Annotated in this window: 6 protein-coding genes; 3 read left to right on the top strand and 3 right to left on the bottom strand. The window is 33.8% G+C overall.

The genetic code is table 11. The features are described 5' to 3' along the window. Nucleotides 1-568 precede the first annotated feature (568 nt). Nucleotides 569-1903: a DUF6612 family protein gene (locus WKT09_RS11605; RefSeq protein WP_340416172.1), complete on the top strand. Its 1335-nt coding sequence runs from the start codon at nucleotides 569-571 to the stop codon at nucleotides 1901-1903. 266 nt (nucleotides 1904-2169) lie between these two features. Here WKT09_RS11605 and WKT09_RS11600 read toward each other — a convergent pair whose 3' ends face one another. The 3 genes from WKT09_RS11600 to WKT09_RS11590 all read right to left on the bottom strand — a co-directional run bounded on the left by WKT09_RS11600 (nucleotide 2170) and on the right by WKT09_RS11590 (nucleotide 3583). Then, entirely contained in the window at nucleotides 2170-2589 is a 420-nt protein-coding gene (locus WKT09_RS11600) for a DinB family protein (protein WP_340416171.1), read from the bottom strand. After that, complete coding sequence (locus WKT09_RS11595; protein WP_340416170.1) at nucleotides 2589-2888, bottom strand: hypothetical protein; 300 nt, start codon at nucleotides 2886-2888, stop codon at nucleotides 2589-2591. The genes WKT09_RS11600 and WKT09_RS11595 overlap by 1 nt, the downstream gene beginning before the upstream one ends. 383 nt (nucleotides 2889-3271) lie before the next feature. After that, complete coding sequence (locus WKT09_RS11590) at nucleotides 3272-3583, bottom strand: DUF4870 domain-containing protein (RefSeq protein ID WP_340416169.1); 312 nt, start codon at nucleotides 3581-3583, stop codon at nucleotides 3272-3274. Between the two features lie 152 nt (nucleotides 3584-3735). Here WKT09_RS11590 and WKT09_RS11585 point away from each other — a divergent pair, with 152 nt between their 5' ends. Together WKT09_RS11585 and WKT09_RS11580 are read left to right on the top strand one after the other, a co-directional pair. Beyond that, nucleotides 3736-4053, top strand: a complete 318-nt coding sequence (locus WKT09_RS11585) for a hypothetical protein (protein ID WP_340416168.1) — start codon at nucleotides 3736-3738, stop codon at nucleotides 4051-4053. A 152-nt stretch (nucleotides 4054-4205) separates the two neighbouring features. Continuing rightward, on the top strand, nucleotides 4206-6011 hold the full coding sequence (locus tag WKT09_RS11580; RefSeq protein ID WP_340416167.1) for a sigma-54-dependent Fis family transcriptional regulator: 1806 nt from the start codon (nucleotides 4206-4208) through the stop codon (nucleotides 6009-6011). The last annotated feature ends 87 nt before the right edge of the window (nucleotides 6012-6098 follow it).

Raw genomic sequence — 6098 nt, 5'->3', positions numbered from 1 at the left:
TAGTATATAGATATATATATACCATCGTGAAACGTTATACATTCAGCGTTATAGATGCTCGGAATAAGGGGTAGTGGGCAAAATGACTCATTGTGTCCGATTTAATACCTATTGTCGACTCTTGTAAAGTTTTGTAAAATAAATGCAACTCTTTTGTAAGGAAAAAAGTAATCGAGAAGGATAGGATTGTGAGCCGCCAAATGATTACTCATCCTAGGCATCTCCATTGTTTGTGTCTTATTATTTGCTAAACATAGTAATATATTAGCTTTTCACGGTACTATTTCACACTTGAAGATGATGAGAATATGTTGAAGTGGAGGAAGATGATTACGTATATGTAATTGAATATACTAGGGTAAGTGATCAAGTACGGAAAGATATGGGAAAGGAGTATGCACAGATCATTTATCCATATAAGAAGGCTGAAATCCTATATAGATATGCGTAATAGGTCGAATCAGAAAGTAATGGAGGAAAGTATCGTTTGACGAACGAGAAAGAGTTAATAAAAGTATTGGTTCCATAAGGAAGAAATAATACATATATGAAACGAGGAGGTACTTAAATGGCTAAAAGTATACAACGAATGGTACTAATAGTTGTTAGTGTAATAATGTTAGCTGCCTGTGGTATGTCGAATGAAAAAGTGGTAGAAAAATCCAAAGAGGCAATGGATGATGCAAAAAGCATGAAGATTGAATTTAACGAGAAGGAAACAAATGGAGTAAGTACCGGAACAACATATACAATGGATAAAGGGGAACAATTCCGCATTGAATATGATAATAGGGACAGTGTTTTGTATGGGGATGAGGATGTCATTCTTTTGCAAGAAGGTAGTTATGTGAGAGATCTGTCAGCGGATAGAGATAATTTCAATGTGGAAACAATCATTGAATTGTTAGTGAATCCGTTAGAAGTATTTGAGGACATAGATGAGGATTTCTTGGAACATATTGAAATCGAAAAGGAAGATGAAGAAATAACACTTAAATATATAGGGGACGAGGATGACGAGGATGCTTTACTTGATATGGGGAAAGCGTATTTAAAAGTTACATTGTCTGATCAAGAAAATAGAGATTTTGATGAAATTGATGTGAGTAAGTTTTCTCTAACGATGAAGATAGATGCAGAAACGTATTTGGCAAATAAGGTTCATTTGAAAGTGACATATGAAGAACAAGGAATTGAAAATGAAATGAACCAGAAATATACGTATGAGGAATATGATGAGATTGAAGAGATTGAAAAACCGGAATTAGACTCATCAGAAAATATATCTGATACGAATAGCTCTTCTGAAATAAATAGTCCAGAAGGTACAGAATTAGACCCTGATGTCGTTGAAGGTGCTGGTGAATATGTGGAGGCATTAATTTATGCAACCGTATATCAAGATGAAAAAGCATTTGTTTCTTCTGCCCCATCCTCTATGTCTGAAAATGAAGCAAAAGAACATGCAAAGCTACAAAAAGAATCATTTAGAGAAATTTATAAAAGTAATACAAAAGGTAATATGGCAGGTTTAAATGTAACAGAGGAACAGTTTGATCAGTTAACGGACGCTTTTTTAGACGCGATTAGTAAAGGGGAATTTAAAGTGTTAACTTCGACGGCAAAAGATTCAGGAAATGTCGTTGTGACGGTTTCTATAAACGGAATAAATAATACAAAAGTATATGAAGAAACAGAAAAGAAATTAGAGGAAGCGATAGCTGCTAATGAAAACATGTCTCAAGATGATATCGTTTCTAAAAATTTAGAAATATTAATTGCAGAATATAAAAATGCGGAAAAAATTAAAGAAGCTGTAGAAGTACCAGTAAATGTAATGGTACAAAATGGCCAATATAAGGTCTTATTACAAGATGAATATTTAAATGGCTTCGTACAATAAAAAACGAAATAATAAAGCTATTATACGGGAATACACAATATGGCGTTGAGCTTTCGTGAAAAACTAGTAGTAGGAGCAAGATGTTCTTGTAGAGGGCAGCATCTGCATTAAAAGTGTTGTATTGTGTACGGCATGCGCGATTCCATAGAAGAATAATAGAAATGAAAAAGGACATAGACAGATTTTTATTGTATACAAGTTTTTAAAAATATGAAAAGGGTATTTTTAAAAGGGCTATACGTTGATCTGTTTATGTCCGTTTTTTCTTAATGTGTAGTGGTCTTTTCTATGATAGAAATTTGACCAGCATGGATACCAGTATGATAGATGAGGCGCGCAACTGCTTCTGCAGGAGTTGTTTCTCCCATTCGAGAAGCGATGACCTCATGCCATTTCTCCTCATCTAATTGTTCCATCGCATAAGTAACATGTTTGTTTGCATCGTGTAAAAATTGTACAAGTGCCGTTTTATTCGCTTGGATGTTTGCTGGTATATTTTCAGGAGCTTCTATATCGAAAAACCACGTAGCAAACATATACTCTACTTCCCCAGTATGATATGCTAACTCCCCAATTGTCATATCGTCTAACTTTTTTGTTAAAAGATATTCGTCCAGTTTTTCAATTTTTTCCGCAAATTTATTTCGAGTAATATTCCACATCGGTAATATAGTATAAAATGTCATTATTTTGTTCCCGCCTTATTATTTTTATCGATGACCACATGTTCAAAAATGGATCCATCTAAATTGGAATTAAATGCAAGGCCAAATCCAACGACGTAACGACCCATATCAGGTGTTAATTCAAATAGGGAGAAATCTAATCCTCGTAACATCGTCATCATTTTTTCTCCGAAAGCTTCATTGTTTTGTTCATTTATTTCTGTTACGGTATTAGATGTATTTTTCGTTTCTCCTGTATTTCCACAACCCACAAGTAGCAATGTAGTAATGATATATATGAAAATAAAAGACTTTCTCATTCGTAAAAATCCTCCTAATTTAAGATGGTTTACCAATTATGCGCGCTTAATTGATAATCATTTTCATTTATATTGATAATGATAACCGTTATCAATTAGAAAATCAATTGATTTTCTAAAATAGTTTTTTTCGCATAAAAAATGTAAGGAGGAAATTAGTAGTAATTTTGTATGAAGAACGATTTGTTATAAGGGGAGTAGATTTTTGAAATCTAGGTGGAGTGGGGGGAGTAAATGAAAAAAGTTTGAAACAAAGGGAGGAAAAGTTTTCGAAATACGAACGGTTCATGTAACATCTTCATTTTAATAAATTCACATGTGTAGTCGTGTTTCGTGTTAACTTTTTATTTGTTCCAAACTTATGATAATTTGATGTCATTTCATTATTCTTCTATAAGTACTTTAATGCCAAGTACGATATTGTAAATTAATAATACAAACGATAAGATTGCAAAAACGATAAATAATAATGCAAGAGAAATTGGCGCATGTGTCCAACCATTTATACCGAATAATCCAATAGTGATTCCACCACCGATTAATAAAACACTAGGAATAATATGTGATGCAAATGCGTTTCTTGCATGTCGTCTCGTTTCACCATTTGTCAGGAAATAAACGATAATTGGAAATAAAACTGGCGCGAAAAATAAGCTGAAATAAGACAATGATGATAGTACTTTATTTTCTGTCATAATACATCGCTCCTCTCAATTTCTATATCTATTATAACATGTCTAGCTTACATCTATGCATGATTTTTCTTACATAAGCCTTACAAAATATCTCTCTCTCTTGTTTGAAAAATTATGAGGTGGGTATATATTTTTACAAGGAGGCGTTCATCATGATTGCGAAAAAATCTTATTATATTTCGCTTGATAAGGAATCGATCACAAAGGTAAGTGTGGATGACACGACAGAGTATGAAGTGATTGCAACAGAGCAGGAAATTAAAGAATTAGAGGTTTTATTGCGAGATAATGAACATCAAAACTTTTGGTTTGCGATGCGTAACTTAGCTACAAAGCCTTTTGATGAAGATGAGGTAGAAGACATACGCCAAGCAGAACATGATAATTTAATGGAAGCATACAATTTTATTTATCGCTTTGGGACGGATGAAACGAGAAGGAAGTTAGAAGAGATTGGATTTGGAAAATAATAAATTCGACAGTCTATTTTCACTGACAATGGATTAACCAACCATATTAAGTGAAATGGACTGTTTTTTATAGAAAAATGTCTTTACTTTACATAAGAAATAAGAATAAACTGGATGCAAGGAAATTTCTATGTTTATTGGAGATGATAAAATTGAAAAAGAACATTCATTTACGCCTCGTATGGGAGCAATTTTTGAAGAATGAAACGGATGTTTTACATGACTTGATGAGCGAAGATATTAAGTTGTCTTGGTATTATTCAAAGGAGAACAAGGTGAATCCGTATGATGGTAAAGCAGTAAACGTATTAACACCCGAAAAATTAAAGAAACGACAAAAGGAGAATGAATTTTTATTATCGTTGTCGGCACCTTATATAGAGCAACTAGCTAGTTTATTAAAAGGATGGCGATATATCACAACGATTACAGATAAGGATGGCTATATTCTAGCTGAAAACGGAGAAAGAACGGTACAAAAAGAAGCACAAAAGATTCTATTTGGTGAAGGATCAAAGTGGATTGAAGAGGAAATTGGCACAAATGCAATTGGGATAGCCCTTCGATTAGAAAAGTCTATTTCTGTTATGGGGTATGAGCATTTTGCAAAAGCGTCTCAAAATTGGAACTGTTCTGCTGCACCGATTTTTAACCATCGAGATGAATTAGTTGGGGTGTTTAATGTATCAAGTGTTTATCGTTCGATTAACTATGATTATATTTTGGCCTGTGTGCAATTAATAGCAAATTCGATTTCCTTAGCTTGGAAGGAACAAATGCAAACCGATATGCGATACTTGCAGGAGGCGTATAAGAGCTGTAAGGATAATACAGTTGTTTCTTTATATGACGGAACCATTTGTTCAATGTCTTCTAATTTATATGCAAATTATCGGGAATTTATTGCAGAGTCAATTGAAACAATGTTGCAGCATACAAATATGATGTTTGTTAAACAGCCAGTCCCAATACAAGAGAAAGAAAGAATCATTGGCTATGTATATACCTTATCACCTATTCAAGAGGACCCGACTTTAGAATTTAAAGGAATTACTGGTACAAGTACAGTATATAAGGAAATATTGCATGAAGTTAAAATGGTCGCACCACGATCTACTTCTGTCCATTTGCATGGGGAAACAGGTGTAGGAAAAGAAGTTCTGGCAAGGACTATTCATCAAAATAGTAAATATTCGAGCGGTCCATTTCAAACAATTAATTGTGGGGCTCTACCTGATAATTTATTGGAAAGTGAATTGTTTGGATATGAATCAGGTGCTTTCACCGGAGCAAATCGGCGAGGGTATATTGGTAAGATTGAACAAGCAAATGGAGGGACCTTATTTTTAGATGAAATAGATGCTATGCCTCTGGCGATGCAAGTTGCATTGTTAAGGGTATTGCAAGAACATCGATTAACGAGAATTGGAGGAAAAGAAGAGATCTCCTTGCACTTTCGTCTAATAACGGCTTCTAACAAGGATATTCGAACAATGGTACAAGAAGGAGCTTTTCGAGAAGATTTGTTTTATCGAATATATGTTTTTCCGATTTACATTGCCCCTTTGCGGGAGAGGAAAAAGGATATTAAATACTTTATTCGCCATTATTTAAAACAACAGCAGTGGTTTCCTAGTTGGCAAGACCGTTTAGAAGAGGTCTTTATAGAAGGTGACTGGTATGGAAATGTAAGGGAATTGTTCAATGCATTAGAACGCTGTGATGTTCTTTATCGTCATACATCGCCAACAAATGAACAGCTACGCCACTTGTTATCGGTTTTAAAACCGAATCACTTCAAAGAAACTCAAGAAAAATGGAGTTTGACGGAAAAGATAGAGCGGGATAAAATTATTAATCTATTGGAAGAGCATGATGGTAATGTGATGAAAGTCGCAAAATTATTAAGTATTTCACGAGCAACGATTTATAGAAGAATGAAAAAATACAAGATATGAGATGAGATGAGACAAAATAAGAAAAAATGAGAAAATGGAACACATTTAACTACTGAAAACTGAAAATTCTAACAAAAAAGACTGTGC

The organism is Pseudogracilibacillus sp. ICA-222130 (assembly GCF_037892545.1).
Taxonomy (GTDB): Bacteria; Bacillota; Bacilli; order Bacillales; family Amphibacillaceae; genus Pseudogracilibacillus.
Note: the sequence above shows the minus strand (reverse complement) of the source record. Positions and strands in the feature narration are given on the sequence as shown.